The following is a 21,978-nucleotide window of genomic DNA, read 5'->3' on the forward strand; positions in this document are numbered from 1 at the left end:
TCACGCTCGAACCATCAGGGCCAAGAAGTTGACAGCGCTCCCGTCGACCTCGCCGCGTGGACGGCGGCGGTTCTGTTGTGCACCCCCAGTTTGCGCATCGCGCCCCGGAGGTAGGCCTTGACGGTTTCGGTGCTCAGTCCGAGCTCGGCGGCGATCTCCCGGTTGGACGCACCGACCGCGACCAGCCGAAGCGTATCGAGTTCGCGCGGGGTCAGGCCGCTGGGGACGCTGACGGGTGGTTCGCCGCCGAGGTTCTGGTGCACCTTGCGGAGTCGTTCGCGCAGCACGGGATCGCCGACGAGCTTGGCGACCTCGGCAAGCTCGCGGAGTGCGGCCTGCGTGTGCAGTGTCTGATTCTGCTGGGAAGGCATGTCCAGGTCCTGTGCGAATCCCTGCGCGATGGCGCCGGCCATCCTGATCGCCCGGTCACCCACTGTCGTCTGCCCGCGCACGGCCCCGTAGAGGACGCCGCGAACGGTGCCCCGCACGGTCACCGGGTAGGCGAACACCGAGGTCAGGCGTTCGTTTACCACCACCATCTGATCGAACTCGTGGGTGATCGCCCTGGTCGTGGCGTAGTCGTTGACGCGGACCGCGGTGCCCATCGCGATCGCGGTGCCGCCCAGGCCCCGGCCGGTGCCGACGCGCAGTCCGTGCAACGAGGAGCCGTGCGTGCCGAGGAAACTGCTCAGCAGCAGGTCGTGGCCGGGCGTCAACGCCCCGCCGAACACGACGGGCAGCCCGGTGGCTCGGCGGAGCATGTCCAGGCGCTGCGGGAGCATCGCCTGAAAACGGTCTGGCAGCACGTCCAGCAGTTTCGCTGACGGCGGCACCCTCGAAAAGGGGTACACCCCCGTCCGGGGGTATACCTGCGACCCCTGGCGCTCCCACCCTCTGCGTCATGTCCAGTCACGACATCTACCGCGCGGCCCGCGACCTGATGCTCACGGACCCCGACTCGTTCACCTGGCCGAGCTTCGACGGCAGCTTCAACTGGGCGCACGACTGGTTCGACCTCATCGCGGAGGGCAACACCGCCACGGCGTTGCACATCGTGGAGGAGGACGGCTCCGAGCGCGCCTACTCGTTCGACGAGCTGCGCCGCCGGTCGAACAGCGTCGCGCGCTGGCTCGCGTCGCAGGGCGTCGGTCGCGGCGACAGCGTGATGATCATGCTGGGCAACCAGATCGAGCTGTGGGAGTCGATGCTCGCGGTGATGAAGCTCGGCGCGGTGATCATGCCGACCACCACCGCATTGGGGCCGGCCGATCTCGCCGACCGGCTGCATCGGGGTTCGGTGCGGCACGTCATCGCACGGGCTGAGGACGCCGGCAAGTTCGAAGAGGGACCTGTGGTGATCACGGTCGGCGGCACGGGCCCGTTGGACTACGCCGAGACCGCCGACGCGCCGGACACCCCGTTGCCGCACCCGAAGACCACCGCGGACGACCGGCTGCTGCTGTACTTCACCTCCGGCACGACCAGCCGTCCCAAGCTCGTCGAGCACACCCAGGCCTCGTACCCGGTCGGGCACCTCACGACCATGCACTGGATCGGCGTGAAGCCCGGCGACGTGCACCTCAACATCAGTTCGCCCGGCTGGGCCAAGCACGCCTGGAGCTGCTTCTTCGCGCCGTGGATCGCCGAAGCGACGATCTTCGTCTACAACTACGCCCGGTTCGACGCGGCCGCGTTGCTCGGCCAGATCCGCGCGAAGAACGTCAGCACGTTCTGCGCGCCGCCGACGGTGTGGCGGATGCTGATCAAGGCCGACCTCAGCGGCGGGCCGGGCGGGTTGCGCGAGGTCGTGGCTGCGGGGGAGCCGCTCAACCCCGAGGTGATCGAGCAGGTCCAGAAGCAGTGGGGCCTCACGATCCGCGACGGCTTCGGCCAGACCGAGACCACGCTGTCGGTCGGCAACGTGCCGGGCGCCGAGGTGAAGCTCGGCTCGATGGGACGGCCGTTGCAGGGTGTTCCTGTCGTGCTGGTCGACCCGATCACCGGCGAACTGGCCGAGGAAGGCGAGATCTGCATCGACCTGGGGCAACGCCCGATGTCGTTGATGGTCGGCTACCACGGCGACGACGAGCGCAACGCCGAGGCGATGGCCGGCGGTTACTACCACACCGGTGACGTCGCGAGCCGCGACGACGACGGCTACCTGTTCTACATCGGGCGCACGGACGACGTGTTCAAGGCGTCGGACTACAAGATCTCGCCGTTCGAGCTGGAGAGCGTGCTGATCGAGCACCCGGCGGTCACCGAGGCCGCCGTCGTGCCTGCTCCGGACCCGCTGCGGCTCGCCGTGCCCAAGGCGTACGTGGCGTTGAGCGCGGGCTGGGAGCCCAACCGTGAGACGGCGCTGCAGATCCTGCGGCACGCCCGCGAACACCTGGCGCCCTTCCAGCGGATTCGGCGGCTGGAGTTCTTCGAGCTTCCCAAGACCGTGTCCGGCAAGATCCGGCGCGTCGATCTGCGGACCCGGGAAGAACAGGGCTTCGACGGAACAGGAGAGTGGCGGGACGACCAGTTCCCGGAGTTGCGCGCCTAGCATCGGGCTCGTGGGGAGAGAAACCGTTGTGCCACGGCAGTTGCCTGCCAGACCGCCGGTGTTCGTGGGGAGGCTGGACGAGCTCAAGGCGCTGGACGCGATCGAGTCCGGGGTGGCGGTGATCGGCGGGCCAGGCGGGTCCGGCAAGACGTCGCTGGCCGTGCGCTGGGCATACGACAACGTCGAACGGTTCCCCGGTGGCCAGCTCTACGTGAACCTGCGCGGGTTCGATCCAGCCGCCGCGCCCTCGTCGCCCGCGGTGGTGCTGCGCGGGTTCCTGGACGCGCTGGGCGTGGTGCCCGAACGGATTCCGGACGACCTGGAGGCGCGCGGGGCGTTGTTCCGCGGGCTGGTGGCGGATCGGCGGATGCTCGTCGTCCTCGACAACGCCCGGGACGAGGAGCAGGTCAGGCCGCTGCTGCCCGGTGGCGCCGACAGTCTGGTGATCGTCACCAGCCGGAACCGGATGCACGACCTGGTGGCGTACGAGCAGGCCCAGCCGCTCACCGTGCCGGTGCTGGCCGACGACGAGGCCGTCGCGCTGCTGGCACTGCGGCTCGGTGCCGATCGGCTCGGGGACACCGAGGCCGTGGCGGAGCTGGTGCGGTGCTCCGGCGGGCTGCCGCTGACGCTGGCCGTGGTGGCCGCACGGGTGCTGTCCTATCCGGCGTTTCCGTTGCGGGCGCTGGTGGACGAGCTTCAGGAGGAACGGCTCGACGCGCTCGATGCCGTGTTCTCCATGTCCTACAACGCGTTGCCGGACGACGCGGCGCGGTTGTTCCGGTTGCTGGGCGTCCACTGTGGACCGGATCTGGACCTGCGGGCGGCCGAGGTCCTGCTCGAAGGCCGGGCGCGCAAGCCGTTGGCGGAGCTGACCCGCGCGCATCTGGTGGAGGAGCACGTACCCGGCCGGTTCCGGCTGCACGACCTGCTCAGAGCCTTTGCCGCCGACCTGGTGACGGAGGACGAGGCACGACCGGCGTTGCAGCGGTTGCTCGACCACTACCTCCACACGGCGTTCGCGGCGGAACGGTGTCTCGCCCCGCACTGGCCGTCGATCGGTGTCGAGTCGGACGTGTCGTTCGGCGGGTACGAGGAAGCGCTGGCGTGGCTGGAAGCCGAGCTGCCCGTGCTGCTCGCGGCCACGGACCTGGCCGTGCGGAAGGGTTTCGACGTCCACGCCTGGCAGCTGCCGTGGACGATGTCGACGTTCCTGTACCGCTGCGGCCGGTGGGACGACAGGGCTTCCACACAACACCTCGCCCTGGCCGCGGCGAGACGGCTCGGGGACCGGTCGGCGGAGGCGGTCACACTGCACCTGCTCGGGCGCGGCAAGGCCATGCTCGGCGACCACGCGGGTGCGCAGGCCGACCTCGCGAGAGCCTTGGAGCTGCACCAGGGCGACGCCGTGAACGTCGGCGTCACGCACTTCTCGATCGCCTGGTCGCACGCGATGGCCGAGGACTTCACCACGGCACTCGCCCACGCCCAGAAGGCCCTGGAACAGTTCATCACCACCAGGAACCCGTCGTGGATCGCCCTCATCCAGGGCGCGCTCGGCTGGGCCAACGCGATGATCGGCGACCTCGACGCGGCGCTCGACCACTCCACCGAGGCGCTGCACCGGTTGCGGGTGCTGGGCGACCTCGACGGCGAGGCGTACGCGCTGCGCACGCTGGGACATGTCCACCACAAGCTCGGCGAGCACGAACGCGCCGCGGTGGTGCTGCGGCTGGCGGTCGACCAGCTCGCGGGGCTGGGGGAGCGGTACGGCGAGGCGCAGTGCGCGGGTGATCTCGGTGACGCGCTCGCGGCCGCCGGAGACGACGAAGGTGCGCGCCGGGCCTGGTCACGGGCAGAAACGTTGCTGACCAGGCTCGGACATCCGGACCTGGAGGGCGTTCGGGCGAAGCTGATCGACTCTGGTGCGGCGGAGCGATCACTGGAAACGTGAGGTGCTCACGACGACAGGGAGCACGAGCATGGTCCGCAAGATCTCAGGACGTCCGGCGGTGATCACCGGGGCGGCCTCGGGAATCGGCCGCAGCCTCGCCCAGCGGCTGTCCCGGCACGGTTCGCCGGTGATCATCGCCGACGTCGACGAGATCGGGCTGGAGGAGACCGCGGCGTCGCTGAAGGGACCGGTGCTGAGCCGGATCCTCGACGTCCGCGACGCCGACGACGTGCAGCGGTTCGCGAAGGAGGTGCAGGACTGGCTGGACCTGCCGCTCGCGGCGGTGTTCAACAACGCGGGCGTCGCCACGTCCACGAGCGTGCTGAACTCCGTGGCGGAGGACGACTCCTGGCTGTTCGACATCAACTACTGGGGTGTCGTGAACGGCACGCGGGCTTTCCTGCCGTTGCTGGTCAAGCAGAACTACGGCGTCATCGTGAACACCTCCAGCGTGTTCGGGCTGTGCGGCATGCCGAACCAGAGCGCCTACTGCGCCGCGAAGTTCGCCGTGCGCGGGTTCACCGACTCGTTGCGCCAGGAACTGCGCGGCACCGGCGTCTCCGCGGTCGCCGTGCACCCCGGCGGCATCAAGACCAACATCGTCCGCAAGGGGCGCTTCCACACCGAACTCGACGAACAGGGCCGGTCGCTGGAGCAGATCGCCGCCGACTTCGACAAGATCGCCCTGACCACCCCGGACAAGGCCGCCGAGGTCATCCACCGGGGTGTCGAACGCGGGAAGGCACGGGTGCTCGTCGGGCCGGACGCCTACGCGTTCGACCTGCTCGCCCGCATCACGCCGACCCACTACTACAGCATCATGGCGCGCCTGTTCGAACGGTGAGGCATGATCCTCGCCGTGGCTTCGGAGACGGTCGTGCGGCAGACCGAGCAGTGGTTCGTCCGGCAGGGTGCGCCGACCATGATCGAGGGCTACGGCTTCCGGTCGCACGTGCTGCCGAGGATGTTGCCGGCGTTGACGTTCGTCGCGGTCGGCAGCCTCGCCTGGCTGGTGCTGCAGCAGTCCGCCGGGCTGTCGCGGTGGCTGCTGCTCGGGGTGATCGTCGCGGCGATGGTGTCCGCGTGGATCCTGCTTTCGCTGTTCGTGCGGCGGATGCCGAACTTCTCGCCGCGCATGACCGTGCTGGTGCTGGTCGTCTACGCGGCGATACCGGTGATCACACCGTTGATCCAGTCCGCGATCGACGTCAAGTTCACCGCGCCGGACGGGGACCAGGAAACCGAGTCGGTGTGGGTCGCCCTGGTCTGGTTCGTCGTCGTGTTCGCGGCGGCCTTCGTGGCGACCATGCTGGCCACGACCTACGGGCTGGGTGCGTTGCTCAAGGCCGCCATCCGGCACGTGATCGCCGATCTGGGCAACAGCGTGCACCTGATCGGCCGGGCGTTGCCGCCGATGCTGTTCGTGACGCTGTTCCTGTTCTTCACGGGTGAGCTGTGGCAGGCGATGAACCAGTTGCGCTGGCCTCGGGTCAGCCTGGTCGTGCTGCTGTTCGCCGCCATCACGGTGCTGGCGGCAGCAGCCCGGTTGCGCGACGAGATCGGCCGCGTCGAGCAGGACCTGCGGCCGGAGATCCTGTCCGTCGCCTGCAAGGGCACGCCGCTGTCCGAAGTGGAGATCACCGAACCGTTGCCGCCCAAGCGGTTGAACGGCCGGCAGTCGCGCAACCTGCTGGTGATGCTCGCGATCCGGCAGCTGGTGCAGGCGGCGGTGATCGGGCTCGCGCTGTTCGCGTTCTTCGTGATACTCGGCCTGATCGTGGTGACGCCCGCGATCGCCGAGCTGTGGATCGGGGAGCCGCCGAAGATGTCGTGGCTGGGCGTGCCGTCCGCGATGTTGCGCAACGCCACGCTGTTCGCGGCGTTCGGCAGCATGTACTTCTCGGTGATCTCGATGAGCGACGCCGAGCACCGCCGCCAGTTCTTCGCGCCCGTGATCGAGAAGGTCGAACGGACGCTGGAGGTCCGCGCGGTCTACCTGGACGTCAGGACACGGGCTGGAGCGTGAGCATCGCGTCCTGGCTGGGCGGCGCGCCGAACTGGCGGCGGTACTCGCGGCTGAACTGCGACGGGCTGTCGTAGCCGACCCGGTGGCTGACGCTCGTCACGTCCCGGTTCGTCGCGAGCAGCAACCTGGCCTCCTGCAACCGGATCTGCTTCTGGAACTGGATCGGGCTCATCGCCGTGACGGCCTGGAAGTTGCGGTAGAACGCCGACTCGCTCATGCCCGCGATCCGCGCGACGTTCTCGACCTTGAACGACTCGGCGTAGTTCTCGCGGATCCATTTCACCGCTTTGGCGATGTGGCTCAGGCTGCTGTCCTGGGTGCCGAGCTGACGGACGACCGCGCCCTGCTCGCCGGTCATGACCCGCCAGAGGATCTCCTGCTTGATCAGCGGCGCCAGCGCTCGCGCGTCCCGCGGCTGGTCGAGCAGGCGCGCGAGTCTCGTGACGGCGTCGATCAGCTCCTGGCTCGCGTCGCTGACGGCCAGGCCTTCCGGGGTGCCCGCGGGTTTCGGGAGGTCGTTGGTCAGGAGCAGTTCGGCGACCTTGTCCGGCCTGAGGACGAGGCCGATGCCGAGCGCGGGCTCGGAGGGGCTGATGTCGACGTAGTTGCCGGTGATCGGCATGTCGACCGAGGCCACCAGGTACTGGCCGGCCCGGTAGTCGTAGACGCGCTCACCTAACGCGATCCGTTTGCGGCCCTGGGCGACGAACGCGAGGATCGTGCCGGACATCGACGGCGTGGGCGGCCCTCCCAGCGTGGTCCTGGAGACCAGGACGTCCTCGATGATGGTGCTCATGTCGGGCCGGGCGTGCTTGGCCAGCAACGCGCGTAGTTCGTCCACCTCGCCGATGCTCCCCGCTGGTGGGGGGATCAGGCAAGTCCCTCGGCGAACGTGAGTGCTTCGGTGAGCGGTTTGCGGTGGAGGTCCGGCACCTCGCAGTCGTCGGCCGGGTAGCCGATCGGGAACAGGATGTACGGCCGTTCGCCGTCCCGTCCCAGCAGATCGGTCAGGAACGTCATCGGGTTCGGGGTGTGCGTGAGCGTCGCCAGGCCCATCGAGTGCAGCGCCGCGATGAAGAACCCGCAGGCGATTCCTACGCTTTCGTTGGTGTAGTAGGTCTTCTTGCCGTCCTGCTGCTTCTGCGCGAACGCGACCACCAACCAGGGAGCGACCTCCAGGAACTCCTTGTCCGCGTCGGTCTCCAGCCGGGCGAGCGCCGCGTGCCAGTCCGGGATCTCGCGCTCGTGGTAGAAGCGGCGTTCCTCTTCTTCCGCCGCTGCCCGGATGCGGCGCTTGAGCTCCGGGTCCTGAGTGGCGACGAACCGCCACGGCTGCTGGTGCGCGCCGCTCGGGGCGGTGTTGGCGGCTTGGACCGCCAGTTCGATCGCTTCCTTCGGAACCGGGTCGGGGGAGAACCAGCGCACCGACCTCCGCTCGTCGAGCAGCCGGTGGAACGCCCTGCCGTGGTTGAGTCCGTCCTCGATCGGCAGCCGGGGCGGTGTGTACGGGATGAACGGGTGGGAGTGCGGTCGGGTCACTGTTCGGACGATGCCCGTGGCCGACTCTTTTGGCCAGTTCACGTTTCTTCGGTCAGTTATAAGCTCAGCTCATGAATCTGCCCAACGTGACGGTGCGGCAGCTCGAATACCTGATCGCGGTGGCCGAGACGGGCTCGCTGACGTCCGCCGCCTCACGTTGCCACGTCTCGCAGGGCGCGATCTCGTTGGCGTTGACCGAGTTGGAACGGGTTCTGGACCTGCGACTGGTCGTCCGGTCGCCGCGCCGGGGTGCCGCGTTGACGGCGGCGGGCACGCAGGTGCTGGCGGACGCTCGGCGGGTCATTGGAGCGATGGGGGATCTTGGCACTGAGGCGCGCGGACTCAGTTCGACCGTGAGCGGTGTGCTGACGGTCGGGTGTTACGCGCCGATCGCGCCGTTCCACCTGCCCGCGGCGATCGCGACGTTCGAGCGGGCACATCCGGAGGTGTCCGTGCGGTTCGTGGAGGGGAGCCTGCCGGAGATCGGGGAGGACCTGATCTCCGGGCGGTGCGAGATCGCGTTCCTCTACGACCAGGACCTGCTGCCTGGCATCGAGACCCGGACGTTGTACGACCAGCCGCCCAGGGTCCTGCTGCCCGCTGATCATCGGTTGCGCCGGCGGCGCGCGGTGGCGTTGAGCGAACTGGCCGGCGATCCGTTCGTGCTGCTCGACGTGCCGCCGAGCGAGCGCTACTTCCGGTCGGTGTTCGCTGCCGCCGGTGTCGAGATGGTGGTGACGCATCGGGCGCGCAGCTTCGAGCTGGCCCGGTCGCTGGTGGCGCGCGGCATCGGTTACTCGATGACCGTCCAGCAACCGGCGCTGGCCCGGTCGTACGAGGGGCTGGAGGTGCTGGCACTGCCGTTGCGCGACAACGTTCCCACCACACCCGTGGTGCTCGGCTGGGCGAGTGGGCCGTTGACGCGCCGCGCGCAAGCGTTCGCCGAGCACTGCGCCGCGCTGTTCCGTTAGAGCGCTCGCGCGATGGCGATGTTGCCCGCCAGCCGGTCCCCGGCCTCGTAGATCATGTACTCCCGGCCCTGGTAGGTGCCGAACGACGGGGCGGCCGACCTGCCGTTGTCCGGTGATCCGGACGTCGAGTCGTGGAAGACGCCCAGGTGGTTGCGTTTGCTGAAGTCGGCGCCCACCTCGGTGATGAGGATGTTGCCGCCGCTGCCGATGTCGGTGTTGTAGACGACGTAGACGCTGTTGTTGCGGAACAACAGGTGCGGCCCGCCGACGTTGACCGCGCCCACGTCCTGGTGCCGGACGAGCGGGGTCTGGGCGAACGTCCAGTCGCGGGCGTTCGGCGACCAGCCCCAGCCGATGTCCCGGCGGTTCGTGCTGTTGTTGAGCATGAACACCATCACGTACCGGGCGTTGCGCGACGGCAGGTCGTGCCGGAACACCCTCGCGTAGGAGGTCTCGGTGGTGCCCGCGGGCTGCAGTCGCGTGGACAGGACCTCCTTCTCGTAGGAGAAGTGGATGCCGTCGGCGGAGCTGGCGAGCCGGGTCACGGTGTTCTCGCCGTGGAAGTACAGGTACATGCGCTTGACGTCGTCGTTCCACATCGCGTGCGGCGAGGACACGTGGGACACGCTGTACTCGCCGGGCCAGCTCCGCGAAATGATCGGGTTGCCGGCGTACTCGGTGAACTCCTCCTCCAGCGAGTTCGCGTAAGCCAGGCAGATTCCGCCTGGTGCGTCGTGGGGCGCGTAGTAGAGGTAGTAGGCCGCGAGAGCGCCGGAGATCCGATCTTTTGTGCCGCGAATGGTGGGAAAGATCAATTCGTTGGTCGGGTTGTAGCGAAGCTTGTTCTTGACGAGGGCGAGCCTCGTGTACCGGTAGTTCGGGAAGCCCGCCGGCGCCGCCGCGGCAGGCGCGACTCCTGTCAGCAGGGCCGCTCCCGCGGTGCCCAACAACAGTTGACGGCGATTCGGTGGCATGGGGGCGCTCCTTCGCGTCGAGGACTCCGGGGTGTTTCGGACCGTAGAGCCGACGATGCGACGAAACAAGACTGTAATACGTATTATCAGCGGAGATGCGAGCCTCGGCCTGGTCGCTGGACGCGGGCACGTTCTGGCAGGCGGTGACGGTCCTGATCCACGCCGGCGAAGTCACGCCGGCCCTGTTCAGTCCTGGCGTGAAGTCCAGGAGTGCTTCGCGCGCAAGGAGTACAGCAGGCGCAACCGGTCGGCGTCGGCGCTGTCCGCCTCGGCCGTGTAGACGAGCATGAACGGGCCGGGGTTGCCGGGCAGCGGATAGGTGTCCCAGTCGAGGACGACGTCACCGACCTCGGGAAGGTGGAAGGCCTTGGTGCCGCTGACTGACTCCCGCACGTCGTGGCGGGCCCACAGCCGGCGGAACTCGGCGCTGCGGATGCTCAGCTCGCCCACGATCGAGGTGGCGCGAGGATGGGTGGGGTCCGTGGCGACGGCGGCGCGCATCATGCCGATGTAGTCCATCGCGTGCTGTTCCCAGTGCGGGCAGTTCCGCTGGGTGGTCAGCGTCTCGTCGAACATCATCAGCAGCATGTTGAGCCGGTCGTGCGGGTAGTCGTGCGGGGATCCGAGCAGCGCCTCCGCCATCGGGTTCAGGTCGAGCAGGTCGAGGTGCCTGCCGAGTACGAGCGCCGGGGTGTCCATCACCCGCAACAGCCGCCGCGTGCTCTCCGGCACCCGCTCCGGACGGCGGTCCATCCGGTCGGGCACCGGCCGCCGGGCGGCGCGGGCCAGCGCGAACAGGTGCCGACGTTCACCGTCGTCGAGGCCGAGCGCGACGGCGAGGGCGTCCAGCACGTCGTCGGACGGGCGAACCTCTCGGCCCTGCTCCATCCGCTGGTAGTAGTCGGTGCTCAGCCCGGCCAGCAGTGCCAGCTCCTCGCGCCTGAGCCCGGTGACCTTGCGCCGCGCGCCGGGCTCCAGCCCCACGTCGTGGGGGCTCAGCCGGCCGCGGCGGGCGCGGAGGAAGTCACCGAGCTCGCGGACGTACGGGTGAGGACTGTCCATGTCGCCAGTGTGCCCTCGGCGCGATCGCCCGAGGTAGGTCTGCCAGACCTAGGCGCCCGAGGCCGACCGAATTGCCTCCGATCGCTCCTAGCGTCGCCGGTGACACGTTCCCGACCTCTTCCAGGAGTCACCGATGACGGCATGGACCGCCGACCGCATTCCCGACCAGACCGGCCGAGTCGCCGTCGTGACGGGCGCCAACTCCGGGCTCGGCCTCGTGACCGCCACCGAGCTGGCCCGGCGTGGCGCCCACGTCGTGCTGGCAGTGCGCGACACCGCCGCGGGTGAGGAGGCGGCCCGCCGGATCGGCGGCGACGTCGAGGTGCGCGAACTGGACCTGGCCTCCCTCACCTCCGTGCGCGCCTTCGCGGACGGGCTCACCGCCGACCACCCGGCGATCGACCTGCTCGTCAACAACGCGGGCGTGGTCCTGCTCGGGCCGCGCCGGACCTCCGCCGACGGCTTCGAGCTGCAGCTCGGCACCAACGCGCTGGGCCCGTTCGCACTGACCGGGTTGCTGCTCGACGTCCTCATCGCGGCAGGACGGGCCAGGGTGGTGACCCTCAGCTCGATCACGCACAAGCGGGCACACCTGGACTTCGACGATCTGATGTTCGAGCGCGACTACGGCGCGTCCGCCGCCTACGGACGTTCGAAGCTCGCCATCACCGTGCTCGGCCTGGAACTCGACCGGCGGTTGCGCGCCGCCGGGTCGGCGGTCGTCGCGACCCTGGCCCACCCCGGAATCACCCGCACCAACCTGACGCCCCGCGCCTGGGAACACCTCGGGCGGCGCGGCAAGGTGCTGGCCAGGGTCGGACTGCTGATGGCCCAGCCGCTGGAACAGGGCGCGTTGCCGCAGCTGCGCGCCGCGACGGACCCGCAAGCGCGCGGCGGTCAGTTCTTCGGCCCGGCGGCACTGGGGGAGACGCGGGGCCGGGTCACCGAGGCCAAGCTCGGCAGGGAGGCCGCGGATCCGGAGATCGGCAGGCGGCTCTGGGCGGAGGCGCAACGGCTCACCGGGGTGAGCTACCTCGGACTCGGCGCCGGGAATCACCTGTGATCGGCTGATACGTTGCCTGGTGGTCGGGTCGCTGAAGATCCAGCGCCCAGCGAGAAGGGTTGGCTCGATGAGCTTGCTGCGCAGCTACGTGTCGGGTGGATGGCACACGCCTTCGGTGGAGGGCGCGCCGTTGCACGACGCCGTGACGGGCGAGGAGATCGCACGGATCTCGTCGGCGGGCGTCGACATGGGGGCGGCGCTGCGGCACGGGCGCGAGGTCGGCGGGCCCGCGTTGCGCGAGCTCACCTTCCACCAGCGCGCGCAGCTGCTGAAGGCCCTCGGGCTGTACCTGAAGGAGCACAAGGCCGAGCTGTACGCGCTGTCCGCGCGGTCCGGGGCGACGAGGTCCGACTCGTGGATCGACATCGACGGCGGCTTCGGCGTGCTGCTCGGGTACGCGTCCAAGGCCAAGCGCGAGCTGCCGAACGACAAGGTCTACGTCGACGGGCCCGTCGAGCCGCTCGGGCGCGGCGGCACGTTCGTCGGCCAGCACATCTGCACGCCGCTGCACGGTGTCGCGGTCCAGATCAACGCCTTCAACTTCCCCATGTGGGGGCCGCTCGAGAAGTTCGCGCCCGCGTTCATCGCCGGGGTGCCGACGCTGATCAAGCCCGCGTCCCAGACGGCGTACGTGACCGAGAAGATGGTCGAGCTGATGCTCGCCTCCGGGCTGCTGCCCGAGGGGTCGCTGCAGCTGGTCTGCGGTTCGGCGGGCGACCTGCTGGACCACCTGACCGAGCAGGACCTGGTCGGGTTCACCGGCTCCGCGTCCACGGCCCAGCACCTGCGCACGCACCAGGCCGTGATCCGGTCGTCGGTGCGGTTCAACGCCGAGGCCGACTCGCTCAACTGCTCGATCCTCGGCCCGGACGCGGTCGCCGGCACGCCCGAGTTCGACCTGTTCGTCGGTCAGCTGGTGGCCGAGATGACGACCAAGGCCGGGCAGAAGTGCACGGCGATCCGGCGCGCGCTGGTGCCCGCGTCGCTGATCGACGAGGTCGGCGAGGCGGTGGCGGCGAAGCTGGCCGAGGTCGTGATCGGCAACCCCGCCGACAGGTCGGTGAAGATGGGCGCGCTGGCCGGCCTGGAGCAGCGCGAAGAGGTGCTGCGATCGCTGAAGGCGTTGCGGGAGAACGCCTCGGTCGTCTACGGCGACGGCGCTCTGTCCCTTGTGGACGCTGATGCCGAACGTGGCGCGTTCATGTCGCCGATGCTGCTGCGCGCCGCCGCCGATGCCGTGCAGCCGCACGAGGTCGAGGCGTTCGGGCCGGTGTCGACGCTCATGCCGTACGACTCGATCGACGACGCCGTGACGCTGGCCGCTCGCGGTGCCGGTTCGCTGGTGGGCTCGATCGTCTCCGCCGACACGGACTTCGTGCGCGACGTCGTCATCGGCGTCGCGCCGTGGCACGGCCGGTTGCTGGTGCTGGACCGCGAGGACGCCGGCGAGTCGACCGGGCACGGCTCGCCGCTGCCGATGCTGGTGCACGGCGGACCTGGCCGGGCCGGCGGCGGTGAGGAGATGGGCGGCATGCGCGGCGTGCTGCACCACATGCAGCGCACGGCCGTGCAGGGCAGCCCGCGCGCGTTGAGTGCCATCACGAACCGCTGGGTGACGGGTGCGCCTCGCCGTGAGGACGCCGTGCACCCGTTCCGCAAGACGCTCGCCGAACTGCGCCTGGGCGACACGGTCGTGGCCGGGCCGCGTGAGGTGACGCTGGAGGACATCGAGCACTTCGCGGAGTTCACCGGCGACACGTTCTACGCGCACATGGACCAGGAAGCCGCTGCGGCCAACCCGTTCTTCGGCGGCAGGGTCGCGCACGGCTACCTCGTGGTGTCGTTCGCGGCGGGACTCTTCGTCTCGCCGGAGCCCGGACCGGTGCTGGCCAACTACGGGCTGGAGAACCTGCGGTTCGTCACGCCCACGTTCCCCGGCGACCAGCTGACGGTGACCTTGACGGTCAAGCAGATCACGCCGCGCGAGGACCAGGAGTACGGCGAGGTCCGCTGGGACGCGGACGTCGCGAACCAGAAGGGCGAGTCGGTCGCGAAGTACGACGTGCTGACTCTTGTCGCCAAGAACTAACGCGGTTCCTTGCGGGGGAGGGGCCGGGTCGCCGGTCCCTCCAGCACCTCGCCGTCGACGTCGAACCGCGAGCCGTGGCACGGGCAGTCCCAACTGCGCTCGGCGGCGTTGAACCGTACGAAGCAACCGAGGTGCGTGCAGCGCATCGACACCCCGTGCAGCTCACCGTCGTTGTCGCGGTAGACGCCCATCTTGCCCAGGCCGTCGCGGACGACGTGGGCCTGGCCGGGCGGCAGGTTCTCGCTGGAGGTGGCGTCGGCCGGCAGCACGCGGTCGCCGACCATCTCCAGCGCGACCTCGGCGTTCTTCTTCATCAGCGTGGGCAACGACTTCAGCGACACCCGGTGCGGGCTGAACCGCTCGGCCAGGTCGTTCGGCTTGCCGGTGACGAGGTCCGCGAGCAGTGCCGCGGCGAACGTGCCGCTGGTCAGGCCCCACTTCATGTAGCCGGTGGCGGTGAACAGCGTGGTGTTGCCCGGCGTGTAGCTCCCGATCATCGGCAGGTGGTCGTAGGACGTCGGGTCTTGCGCCGACCAGCGGTGGGTGATCTCCTCGACCTGCCAGTGCCTCCTGGCGAAGTCCTCGAGGCGGCGGAACGGTTCCACGACGGGTTTGCCGGTCGGGTGGCTCTGGCCGGCGAGGATCAGCTTGTCCTCGTGCGCCGAGATGGACCACGACGGGCTGCCTGTGCTGATGGCGAGTGCTTGTGGAGGTGTGCTGACGCGGGCCGCGACGCAGTAGGCGCGGGTGAGTTCGAGGCGGGGGAAGTACAGGCCGCGGTCCAGCGTCGGGTAGTGCGTGGCGATCACGATCTTCTCGGCGGTGACGCGACCGTCCGCTGTGGACACGCGGTGCCCGCTCACGTCGAGCACGCGGCTGTGTTCGCACACCAGGCTGCCGTCGCCGTCGATCGCGTCGGCCAGACCCTGCAGGTACTTCACCGGGTGCAGCGCGATCTGGTCGTCCAGCCGGACTCCCGCGTGCACCTCGAACGGCAGGTCGACGTCACCGATCGCCTTGACCGGGAGCCCGACCTGGCGGGCGGCGATGAGTTCGTGGTCGACGTCGCGCACCTCGGACTCGGTGTAGGCGTACGTGACGGCCGGTGCGCGGCGCAGGTCGCAGGAGATCCCCTTGGCCAGTTCGGCGACCTGGGCCACGGCCGCGAGGGACGCCGTGGCGTAGTCGGTCGCGGCGGCCAGGCCGTGCGCGCTCCGGATCCGCGAGTACACGGTGGACTGCAGGGCGGTGACCTTGGCGGTGTTGTTGCCGGACACACCCGACGCGACCCGGTCGGCCTCCAGCACGACGACGCGCAGGCCGCGGCGCTTGAGCAGCAACGCGGTGGTGAGGCCGGTGATGCCGCCGCCGACCACGGCCACGTCGAACGAGTGTGCGCCGGTCAGCGGGGGACGGGCCGTCGCCGGGAGCGCGGCGAGCCAGAGCGACTGGTCAGCGGTGGTGGTCATGGCGGTGGATACCCGCGGCCTTCAGCGGGTATGCGATCTCCATGGGCAAGCATCGGGTAGTCGTTGTCGGAGGTGGGTTCGGCGGCCTGGGCGTCGTGCGCGGGCTCAAACGTGCGGACGCCGAGGTCACGCTGATCGACCGCGCGAACCACCACCTGTTCCAGCCGTTGCTCTACCAGGTGGCGACGGCGTTGCTGCCCGCCGGTGACATCGCGCCGGCGTTCCGGGCGATCCTGCGCGGGCAACGCAACGCGCACGTCCTGCTGGGCGAGGTCACCGGGTTCGACACGGCCGCCAAGCGCGTGCACGTCGACCTGACGGACGGGAGGTCGCGCCAGGTCGAGTACGACACCCTGGTCGTGGCGGCCGGCTCGCGCGACAGCTACTTCGGGCACGACGAGTGGGCCGAGTCCGCGCCGCCGATGAAGACCCTCGAACAGGCGGTGAACCTGCGGTCGAGGCTGCTCAGGGCGTTCGAGACGGCGGTGGCGGCCGACGATCCGAAGCAGTGGCTGTCGTTCGCGGTGGTGGGCGCGGGACCGACCGGGGTCGAGCTGGCCGGGCAGATCGCCGACCTGGCGCGCCGGGCGTTGAAGGGGCAGTTCCGCGAGATCGATCCCCGTGACGTCCGGATCACTCTGCTGGACGCCGTGCCGCACGTGCTGCCACCGTTCTCGGCCGAACTGCGCGAGCACGCGCGGGTGAAGCTGGAACGGCTCGGCGTCACGGTGATGACGAGCGCCATGGTCGAGTCGATCGACGCCGCCGGTCTCACCACCAAGGACGGCGATCGGGTCGAGGCGCGGACGATCATCTGGGCGGCCGGTGTGCAGGCCTCGCCGCTCGCGCGCAAGCTCGCCGAGGCGACGAACACCGAGACCGATCGCAAGGGCCGCATCGTCGTGAATCCCGTGGACTGCTCGGTCACCGACGACGTCTTCGCCATCGGTGACATGGTGAACCTGAACGACCTGCCGGGCATCGCGGAGCCCGCGATCCAGGAGGGTCATCACGTCGCCCGCGTGATCAAAGCACGCCTGCAGGGGCGCAGGGCCCAGCCGTTCCGGTACCTCGACCTCGGCACGATGGCCACCATCTCGCCTGGTGACGCGGTCGCGGACATCAGGAAGCTGCGGCTCAAGGGCCTGATCGGCAAGGTGGCGTGGGCGGTCGTGCACATCGCGTTCCTGGTGGGCTTCCGCAACCGGATCGCGGTGCTCACCCAATGGGGCTGGAACCTGGTCACCGGCCGCCGCGCGCAGCCGATCATCCTCGAACCGGTGCAGGCGATAGAGCGGAAATAGCGGCCGCCGCTAGCGTCCACCCGAAGCCGAAGGCTGGTTCGGTGCTCTCCGTGGTGGACAAGCGGAAGTGGACGTATGTCGAACCTGGTGAACCAACTGCCCGTCGAGGTCGTGCGCTGGCCGGTGGACGCGGCGGCACGGGAGGCGTGCCAGCGCAGTGGGACGTTGTGCCTGCTCGTGCTGGAGAAGAACGTCCCCGCGCCCGTGCTCACGGACATGCGGGAGGACTGGGTCCGCGCGCCGGTGGCGCATCAGGACCTGGCCGTGCGCATCGCCATGCTCAGAGCCCGCGCGGCCCGCTACGCCGTGCCGGAACTGGACATGTCCGGCATCCTGCGGTTCCGCACGCGGTCCGTCGTGCTCTCGCCGACGGAACGGGCGCTGGTCGGCGAGCTCCTGCGCCGCTTCCGTTCGCTGACCACACGGGAGGACCTGCTGCTCTGCCTGCCCACCAAGGACGGCGACACCAGCAACGCCCTGCACCTGCACATCATGCGGTTGCGGCGGCGGATATCCCCGCTCGGCCTGGTGATCAAAACCCTGTGGAACCAGGGCTACCAGCTGGGTCCGGCAGGCCCGTGAGAGGTTTGGCCAGGGGTAACCGGAGAGCGTGAACACGGAGCTGCTGGGCATCTACCTCAACGACCACCTGGCCGGGGCGATGGCGGGCACCGAGCTCGCCCGTCGCATCAGCCGCACCCATCCCGAGCTGCGCGTCCTCGCCGACGACATCGAGGCGGACCGCAAGGAACTGCTCGACCTCATGCGCGAGACCGGCGTCGAGTCGCGTCCCCACAAGGAGGCGCTCGGCTGGCTGACCGAGAAGGCGGGCAGGCTCAAGTTCAACGGGAGGGTGCTCGGCCGTTCGCCGCTGAGCGACGTCCTCGAACTGGAGACCCTGCGCGTCGGCATCGAGGGCAAGACCTCGCTGTGGCGGACGCTGCGGCAGCTGGGAAGCTTCGACGACACGCGGCTGGAACGGCTGGAAAGCCGCGCCGTGAGCCAGGCCGCACTCGTCGACCAGTACCGGCTCCACCTCGCGCCGCAGGCGTTCAACGCACCGCACGTGTCCGGTGTGGACGTCGAGCGCACCTTCACCGTCGCGTCCACCCCCGAAGGCGTGGTCGAGTACCTGCGTGACTTCTCCCGCGCCGAGCAGTGGGATCCGGGCACCGTGTCGTGCACGCGCCTGGACGACGGCCCGGTCGAGATCGGTTCGCGCTGGCGCAACGTGTCGCAGTTCCTCGGCCGCAAGACAGAGCTCGTCTACGAGCTGACCAGGGACGACGCGCACGGCCTGCAGTTCGTGGGGCGCAACGACACCGCCACCTCCACCGACGACATCACGATCAGCGCCGGCGACGCGCCCGGCACGGCCAGGATCGCCTACCGCGCCCACGTCGAGTTCAACGGGCTCGCGCGGTTCGGGGCGCCGGTCGCGAAGCTCGCGCTGGAGAAGCTGGGCAACGACACCGAGAAGAACCTGGTCCGCGTGCTGGGGCCGGTGCGGTAAAGACATCGGAAAAACGCAGGTCAGGCGCGATTCCGCCATTCGGACGTGATCCCTAGACTCCGTCGGGCCGGTAGGTGAGACAGGCCCTTCGTCCTGCCGCCACCGGCTTGGACGCAGAGGGAGTACTGGGGTGTTCGAGAACAACGTCACCAGGCGCGGCTTCGTCACGGGCGCGGCGGCCGTCGCCGGGCTCGCCGGCCTGTCCACCATCGCTCCGGGGCTGGCCAGTGCCGCCCCCACGCCCAACGACCAGCACTCGCCCGCGGAGATCGAGGCCGCCGAGGTCGGCGCGCTGGCGATGATGACGTTCCAGAAGATCGACGGCACTCCCGTCTACTACTGGCGTTCCAACCGCGGCAACACGACCGCGCTCAACTGGCAGGCCACCGACGCGTTCTACAACGCGCTCGTCGCCTGGGTCCGCGACCTGCGCTCGCTCTCGTCGAGCTACGGCTCGATCAGCTACATCGTCTCCGCCGGCTTCTACGTCGACAAGGCGGGCCAGCACGGCGCCGGCACCGCGATGGACCTCGACCACGTGCGCTGGTCCAACGGCAACGTCACCTCGCCGCTCGACCAGCACCACGCGTCGGGCACCGCGGCGCTGCGCAAGCGCTACCTCGCGACGGAGGCCGTGTGCCGCCGCCGGTTCCGTTACGTGCTCGACGGCTGGTACAACGCCGACCACCGCGACCACATCCACTCCGACTTCGGTGGCATGCCGGTGCGCGTGCTCAAGGACTCCGAGGCCGACACCAAGTTCGTCCAGGGCACCTGCAACAACTTCCGCGCGTCCGGCCTCGCGATCGACGGCATCTGGGGCCCGAACACGCAGAGCGCGTTCAACGGCCTGAAGTCCGCGCTCGGTGTGACCGGCGACCCGCACACCAGCACCTCGGTGTGGCAGGGCATGTTGTCGAAGATCGCGACCAAGGGCTTCGCGAACCAGAACATCTGATCTGGGGAAGCAGCAAGGCCGGAGCCCATGCCTCCTGGGCTCCGGCCTTGCTGTGCGAGGGCGCCGTGTACCTGATCTACCGGACTATCTGGGGCACGTCTTCCAGGCGAAGTGGTAGATGGTCTCGATCGAGCCGTCCGTCGAGTCCATCGCCATGAAGCTGGTCTTCTTCGGGTCGGACGTGCCCTTGTCCACCCGCAGTTCGGTGTTGATGTTGAAGTTCCGCTTGGCGCCGCACGGGTGGTAGATGATCGAGGCGACGTCGGTCTTGTGCGTGACCTGCCAGTCGTCGCTCAGCGCGCCGTTCCAGGTCTTCGAGCGCTGGTCGGTGTCCGACATTCCCTGGAAGTAGTAGCTCGCTTTTTGGGTGCCCTTCGAGCCCTTTTCCAGGTGTGCGAAACCTCTGTAGTCGGCCTGTGCGATGCCGAAGGTGAATCCGCCAGGAACGTTGACCTTCAGGTTCAGCTGGCAGTTCTTCCGGAAATCGGTCGGCCGCGAGTCCGGGCCCACCTGCGCCAGGTAGTCGCTGTAGGTGACCGTGAACGCCTTGTTGTCCGGGGAGACCGCCACGGCGGCCGTGCCGGCACGACAGCCGGAGCCGTTGACCGTGACGACGTCGATGGTGATCTGGCCCGTCGGGGGCGGGTCCGCTGCCGGGGGAATGACGATGGTGGACAGAGCCAGGCCGGCTGCGGCCAGCATGCTAATCATGGGACACCTTTCCGAATGTGCAGGACAGTTCGGGCGGCGTGATACGAGACCGTATCGGAAAGGTTGTTGACGAACCGTCCGCCAACCAGAGCAACATTGCCGTGAGAACGTGCTCACGAATACTTCTTCGCGCTCGTCGGTTAATTGCCACCCAGGTCGCGGGAATGCTGTTCAGGAACCCTAAAATCAATTCGTGAAGCGTCCACGCGGTGAACCTGACGAAAACGCAACAAAGGCGCGTCCACTGACGGACGCGCCCTCGCGGGTGAAACCTTGGTCAGCGCTGCTGGCCGTTGCCCATCGAGCCGCCGAGGCCGAACAGGATGCGCTGGATGAGCTCGGGATCGACGTCCGGCTCGTCGCCCAGCGCCTCGGCCGCGGGGGAGCGGCGCTTCTCGCGCCGGGGCAGCGGCACCGCGTTGGCGTTCACGCCGGTCGGCAGCTGCATCTCGCACCAGATCAGCTTGATGCCGCCACCGAGCTGCAGTTCGCCGGTGCGCAGGTCAGGCGAGGTGGGCGGCATGATGAACCTGGCTGCCTCCAGCTCGACGACGAGGTAGTCGCCGCTCAGTCGCAGTCGCAGCGTGATGAGCCGCGAGGTCTTGGGATCTGCCGATTCGATGGCTGCCTCGACCAGTGCGCAAGCCACGGCCGAGCACTCCGCGGTCATGTTCCGAAGGCGCCATTCACCCAGGGTGAAGCGCACGAACAGATCCGCGCAGTTCACCGCGGTGGGCAGCGCGATGAGTGTCAGGTCGTCGACCTGGGCGGTCTGGGCGTTCGCCTGCATGCTGCCTCCGTTTCGCGTGCGGCGCGCGAGTCCGCGACAGTCACCCGAATGGCCGTCACGGTGAGCGGGAATCTACATGGGTATACGCGGGAAGCAATGGTCCGGTTGACTCACCCGTCAAAAGTCACGTGCGGGTCACGAAGAGAGGGCCCGATGCTCACTGTGAGTATAGCGCCGGGCCCTCTCCGTGATCATTTCGGGTCAGCATCGCTTCCAGGCGAACTGGTACCGGGTCTTGACGCTGCCGTCGGTGGAGTCCATCGACACGAATGACGGTTGGTTCGACGCGTTCGTGAACGCCCGCACCTCGGTGTTCACGTTCAGGTGCCGCACCGCCCCGCACGGCGCGAAGACGATCTCCGCGACGTCGGTGGAGTCGGTGAACTGCCAGTTGTCGCTCGTCGGGGCCGCGATGTTGTGCGTGCTAGTGACCGTGGCCGACTGGCCGGCGAAGTAGTAGCTGGCGCGTTGCATGCCGCGCGCCCCTCTGGGTAAGTGCGCGAACCCGCGGTAGTCGGCCTTCGCGATCCCGAAGGTGAAGCCCTGCGGGTAGTGCACGCGCAGGTTCAGCTGGCAGTTCTTGCGGAACTGCGTCGGTGTCGATCCGGAACCGGCCTGGGCGGTGTAGTCGCTGTACGTCACCGTGAATGACGTGTTGTCGTCCGAAACCGCTACCGCGGCCGTTCCGGCGGGGCAGCCGGAACCGTTCACCGTGACGACGTCGACCGTGATTTTGCCGGGCGGAACCTCGTCGGCCCGCGCCTCGGGGGCGACGAGGAGGGAGAGTGCCAAACCCGTAGCAGCCATCGCACTGAGCATGAGTGGCCTTTCAATTTCGAACGGGGATGGCGGCGTGCGGGTGACGTTATCTTAAATTGACTTAAGTCGTGGACGACCGACCGGGCGAACTTAAATATATTTAAAACGGATTAATCGTCTGAACGGTGGATTGGCGACGATCAGCGGTCGGCTAACTTCATGTCAGATCGCAAAAAGATCACCCA

General features: G+C 68.8%; 20 protein-coding genes. 11 read left to right on the forward strand and 9 right to left on the reverse strand.

Annotated features, from left to right (window positions below; translation table 11 throughout):
• Positions 1-14: 14 nt before the first annotated feature.
• The gene (locus tag OG205_RS01040; RefSeq protein ID WP_330274310.1) at positions 15-833 is read right to left on the reverse strand and encodes a LuxR C-terminal-related transcriptional regulator; all 819 of its coding nucleotides are present in this window, start codon (positions 831-833) and stop codon (positions 15-17) included.
• Positions 834-901: 68 nt separating this feature from the next.
• On the opposite strand from OG205_RS01040, the gene OG205_RS01045 reads away from it, so the two are divergent.
• The 4 genes from OG205_RS01045 to OG205_RS01060 are packed head-to-tail and all read left to right on the forward strand — an operon-like array spanning position 902 to position 6,531.
• The gene (locus tag OG205_RS01045; RefSeq protein ID WP_330274311.1) at positions 902-2,551 is read left to right on the forward strand and encodes an AMP-binding protein; all 1,650 of its coding nucleotides are present in this window, start codon (positions 902-904) and stop codon (positions 2,549-2,551) included.
• A gap of 10 nt (positions 2,552-2,561) precedes the next feature.
• A complete protein-coding gene (locus OG205_RS01050) occupies positions 2,562-4,505 on the forward strand; it encodes an ATP-binding protein (protein ID WP_330274312.1) in 1,944 nt (647 codons plus the stop codon).
• Positions 4,506-4,533: 28 nt separating this feature from the next.
• The gene (locus OG205_RS01055) at positions 4,534-5,349 is read left to right on the forward strand and encodes an SDR family NAD(P)-dependent oxidoreductase (RefSeq protein ID WP_330274313.1); all 816 of its coding nucleotides are present in this window, start codon (positions 4,534-4,536) and stop codon (positions 5,347-5,349) included.
• Positions 5,350-5,352: 3 nt separating this feature from the next.
• Positions 5,353-6,531 (forward strand): hypothetical protein, encoded by a 1,179-nt coding sequence (locus OG205_RS01060; protein ID WP_330274314.1) that lies wholly within the window; start codon positions 5,353-5,355, stop codon positions 6,529-6,531.
• On the opposite strand, the gene OG205_RS01065 is transcribed toward OG205_RS01060, so the two are convergent.
• Positions 6,509-7,372 carry an AraC family transcriptional regulator gene (locus OG205_RS01065; protein ID WP_330274315.1) on the reverse strand — a complete coding sequence of 288 codons (864 nt, stop codon included), beginning with the start codon at positions 7,370-7,372 and terminating at the stop codon, positions 6,509-6,511. The two genes, OG205_RS01060 and OG205_RS01065, sit on opposite strands and share 23 nt — an antisense overlap.
• Positions 7,373-7,401: 29 nt before the next feature.
• Entirely contained in the window at positions 7,402-8,070 is a 669-nt protein-coding gene (locus OG205_RS01070) for a nitroreductase family protein (protein ID WP_330274316.1), read from the reverse strand.
• Positions 8,071-8,141: 71 nt separating this feature from the next.
• Between OG205_RS01070 and OG205_RS01075 the strand changes: the two genes are divergently transcribed.
• On the forward strand, positions 8,142-9,041 hold the full coding sequence (locus OG205_RS01075; protein WP_330274317.1) for a LysR family transcriptional regulator: 900 nt from the start codon (positions 8,142-8,144) through the stop codon (positions 9,039-9,041).
• Here OG205_RS01075 and OG205_RS01080 read toward each other — a convergent pair.
• Entirely contained in the window at positions 9,038-10,015 is a 978-nt protein-coding gene (locus tag OG205_RS01080) for a hypothetical protein (RefSeq protein WP_330274318.1), read from the reverse strand. The genes OG205_RS01075 and OG205_RS01080 overlap by 4 nt on opposite strands.
• Positions 10,016-10,201: 186 nt before the next feature.
• Positions 10,202-11,077, reverse strand: a complete 876-nt coding sequence (locus tag OG205_RS01085) for a helix-turn-helix transcriptional regulator (RefSeq protein ID WP_330274319.1) — start codon at positions 11,075-11,077, stop codon at positions 10,202-10,204.
• Positions 11,078-11,210: 133 nt separating this feature from the next.
• On the opposite strand from OG205_RS01085, the gene OG205_RS01090 reads away from it, so the two are divergent.
• On the forward strand, positions 11,211-12,140 hold the full coding sequence (locus OG205_RS01090) for an oxidoreductase (protein ID WP_330274320.1): 930 nt from the start codon (positions 11,211-11,213) through the stop codon (positions 12,138-12,140).
• A 67-nt stretch (positions 12,141-12,207) separates the two neighbouring features.
• Complete coding sequence (paaZ, locus tag OG205_RS01095; RefSeq protein WP_330274321.1) at positions 12,208-14,229, forward strand: phenylacetic acid degradation bifunctional protein PaaZ; 2,022 nt, start codon at positions 12,208-12,210, stop codon at positions 14,227-14,229.
• On the opposite strand, the gene OG205_RS01100 is transcribed toward paaZ, so the two are convergent.
• Positions 14,226-15,698, reverse strand: a complete 1,473-nt coding sequence (locus OG205_RS01100; protein WP_330274322.1) for an FAD-dependent oxidoreductase — start codon at positions 15,696-15,698, stop codon at positions 14,226-14,228. The two genes, paaZ and OG205_RS01100, sit on opposite strands and share 4 nt — an antisense overlap.
• 41 nt (positions 15,699-15,739) lie before the next feature.
• On the opposite strand from OG205_RS01100, the gene OG205_RS01105 reads away from it, so the two are divergent.
• The 4 genes from OG205_RS01105 to OG205_RS01120 all read left to right on the forward strand — a co-directional run bounded on the left by OG205_RS01105 (position 15,740) and on the right by OG205_RS01120 (position 19,473).
• Positions 15,740-17,002, forward strand: coding sequence for an NAD(P)/FAD-dependent oxidoreductase (locus OG205_RS01105; protein ID WP_330274323.1), 1,263 nt, complete (start codon positions 15,740-15,742; stop codon positions 17,000-17,002).
• 75 nt (positions 17,003-17,077) lie between these two features.
• Entirely contained in the window at positions 17,078-17,584 is a 507-nt protein-coding gene (locus tag OG205_RS01110; protein ID WP_330274324.1) for a helix-turn-helix domain-containing protein, read from the forward strand.
• 28 nt (positions 17,585-17,612) lie between these two features.
• Positions 17,613-18,515, forward strand: a complete 903-nt coding sequence (locus OG205_RS01115; RefSeq protein ID WP_330274325.1) for an SRPBCC family protein — start codon at positions 17,613-17,615, stop codon at positions 18,513-18,515.
• Positions 18,516-18,645: 130 nt separating this feature from the next.
• Positions 18,646-19,473, forward strand: coding sequence for an extensin family protein (locus tag OG205_RS01120; RefSeq protein ID WP_330274326.1), 828 nt, complete (start codon positions 18,646-18,648; stop codon positions 19,471-19,473).
• 84 nt (positions 19,474-19,557) lie between these two features.
• Here the strand turns inward: OG205_RS01120 and OG205_RS01125 are convergent, their stop codons facing one another.
• The 3 genes from OG205_RS01125 to OG205_RS01135 form a co-directional block, all read right to left on the reverse strand.
• A complete protein-coding gene (locus OG205_RS01125) occupies positions 19,558-20,184 on the reverse strand; it encodes a DUF4360 domain-containing protein (protein ID WP_330274327.1) in 627 nt (208 codons plus the stop codon).
• A 277-nt stretch (positions 20,185-20,461) separates the two neighbouring features.
• Positions 20,462-20,974 (reverse strand): ATP-binding protein, encoded by a 513-nt coding sequence (locus OG205_RS01130; protein ID WP_319981213.1) that lies wholly within the window; start codon positions 20,972-20,974, stop codon positions 20,462-20,464.
• Positions 20,975-21,175: 201 nt separating this feature from the next.
• Positions 21,176-21,793 carry a DUF4360 domain-containing protein gene (locus OG205_RS01135; protein WP_442916726.1) on the reverse strand — a complete coding sequence of 206 codons (618 nt, stop codon included), beginning with the start codon at positions 21,791-21,793 and terminating at the stop codon, positions 21,176-21,178.
• Positions 21,794-21,978: the final 185 nt, after the last annotated feature.

Origin of the sequence: Lentzea sp. NBC_00516 (assembly GCF_036346835.1) — a bacterium.
Taxonomy (GTDB): domain Bacteria; phylum Actinomycetota; class Actinomycetes; order Mycobacteriales; family Pseudonocardiaceae; genus Lentzea; species Lentzea sokolovensis.